Genomic DNA, 2,309 nt, shown 5'->3' on the forward strand with positions numbered 1-2,309 from the left:
TCGATTACATACTCGAGCACTTCGACCAAAAGACGCGGAGAAATGAGTCGTACTCTGTTCAAGACAGAAGGCTAAACGGATTCAACTCAATCTTTGCCACTCAGTCCATCGAAGCTGCTAAACGTTATTACCAGGCATTCAAGGTTGCTCAACAAGATGTACCAGAGGCAGACAGACTAAAAATCGCGACCATCTTCAGTTATGCACCTAACGAGGAAGAACCCGACGGCCTGCTCGCTGAGGAAGGTTTTGAAACCGGCGAGTTAGACAAGTCATCGAGAGACTTCTTGGAATCGGCAATTCTCGACTACAACGGAATGTTCGGCGTTAGCTACGACACGGGTTCCGATGGTTTTGAGAATTACTACAAAGACCTGACTAAACGACTAAAGCTGAGAGAACTCGATCTCGTGATTGTTGTGAACATGTTTCTCACGGGCTTCGACGCAACAACACTGAACACATTGTGGGTAGACAAGAATCTTCGTCAACACGGATTGCTTCAAGCGTTCTCGAGAACTAACCGAATACTTAATCGGGTCAAAACCTATGGAAATGTTGTTTGTTTCCGCGACCTTGAAGCCCAAACAACTGAGGCGATTTCTCTCTTTGGCAACAAAGAAGCCGGCGGCATTGTTCTGCTTAAGCCTTTCAGTGACTACTTCCAGGAGTACGAGGAGCTTGTTGGAAAGCTATTAGTAAGGTTTTCTCCGGGGGTCATTCCCACTGGGGAGACCGAACAGAGAGATTTCATCAACCTCTACAACTCAATTCTTAGGCTTACCAATATTTTGGGCTCCTTCGATGAGTTTGAAGAAGTGACAATTCTCTCGAGTGCCCAGCAACAGGATTTTCAAAGCACTTACCTGGAGCTTAGGAATGTTTTGCAACCCAGGATCGACGGCGACAAAGAGTCAATTCTTGATGACATCGTCTTTGAATTAGAGCTTGTGAAACAAGTTGAGATCAATGTCGATTACATATTGATGCTCGTGAAGTCCCTTCAAGACAAGGCCGGCGATCAAGACGCAGACAAAGAGATACGTGTGGCCATTGACAGGGCGGTTGACTCAAGCTTCAGCCTAAGGAGTAAAAAAGACCTGATTCAGAAGTTCGTCGCTGACATTTCTTTAGATACCAACATTGAGAGCCACTGGACAAAGTTCATTTCAGAGCAGAGGCAGATGGAACTCGAGCAGATAATCGAGGATGAAAGCTTAGATACCGCAAGAGCGCACGTCCTCATGGATCAAGCTTTCAAAACTGGTGAGCTCAGGCTCGAGGGAACAGCGGTGTCTCGAATGCTTCCGGCGGTAAACATGTTTGCGCCAGACAGCGAATACAGCACCCAGAAACAGAGGGTATTTGAGAAGCTGGCTGCATTCTTTGAGCGGTTCCAACTACTCGGCTAGCTGTTCACCCTGCTCCTCGAGTCGCTGATCTCGAATACTCGCTATCGTCTCTCCGTTATAGAGCCAATAAATTGGGCCCTGCATGGCATGACTCTTGCCCCCAAGCAGAACTTTGGCTTGCTGTGCTGCCTTTGATGGCGACATGACCTCATTATTAAAGATAACGTTGTGCCTGTCTTTCACGGTGCATGTGATTGAAAGGTCAGACACGAATTGCAGAACACTATCTGGAGCTATGCCATTCTCATGAAAGTCGAACCGGCCGCTTAGCCTAGTGGCGCGTTCCACTGCATCGGCACTTTCTAGGTCTTCGAAGATGTCGTCCCTTGGAGTTACATCTTCAATTGCAAGAAGCTCGATAACTACTTTTGCACGGTATGGATCTAGCTTGAAAAATTCTCGGTTAGACCTCACTCGATGGTCTCCAAATGCGGTGTGCAAAGTCTTTTCCAACTTCATGTGATCTGAGACCCTAGCGGCAAAGTAACACTGAAATGGAAGAGGCGTGGAAGTCTTGTCCAACTCTCGCATTCTTTGTTCAACAGAGGTTTCTGTCCGGCCAATCTTTATGTACCCAGGCATCGCCTCGTTGGTAAGTATGTAAACAATGCTCAATTTCTAGTCCTCGTGCTCAGGAGCGATGAAGTCCCACCGCTCTTTGTATTCCTCCAGCCAACCGGGCTGTTTCCCAAGAGACTTGTTCCTCAGCCTTCGAAATTTGGTCTCGTTGTGTGCTGAACCATTTTTTCCCGGGGTCTCAAGCCAAGTCTTGTGATCCAGCGAGATAGTCTCTGCAACAACCCTCGCGGGTAAGACGTATACATCTGGGTGTTCAGGTTCGAAATCAACAAAACAGTAGAAGAAGTCTTCCTCAATCAAGTACTCATGTTTTTCTTG

General features: G+C 47.1%; 3 protein-coding genes. 1 reads left to right on the forward strand and 2 read right to left on the reverse strand.

Translation table 11 applies throughout. The features are described 5' to 3' along the window. On the forward strand, nucleotides 1-1,412 hold a 1,412-nt coding region (locus EBR25_13225), incomplete at its 5' end, for a type I restriction endonuclease subunit R (protein NBW41942.1). Here EBR25_13225 and EBR25_13230 read toward each other — a convergent pair. Next, entirely contained in the window at nucleotides 1,401-2,027 is a 627-nt protein-coding gene (locus EBR25_13230) for a GIY-YIG nuclease family protein (protein ID NBW41943.1), read from the reverse strand. The two genes, EBR25_13225 and EBR25_13230, sit on opposite strands and share 12 nt — an antisense overlap. A 3-nt stretch (nucleotides 2,028-2,030) precedes the next feature. Then, the coding region (locus EBR25_13235; GenBank protein ID NBW41944.1) for a hypothetical protein at nucleotides 2,031-2,309 on the reverse strand (279 nt) is incomplete at its 5' end.

The organism is bacterium (assembly GCA_009926305.1).
In the GTDB taxonomy this organism is placed as follows: Bacteria; Bdellovibrionota_C; UBA2361; order UBA2361; family RFPC01; genus RFPC01.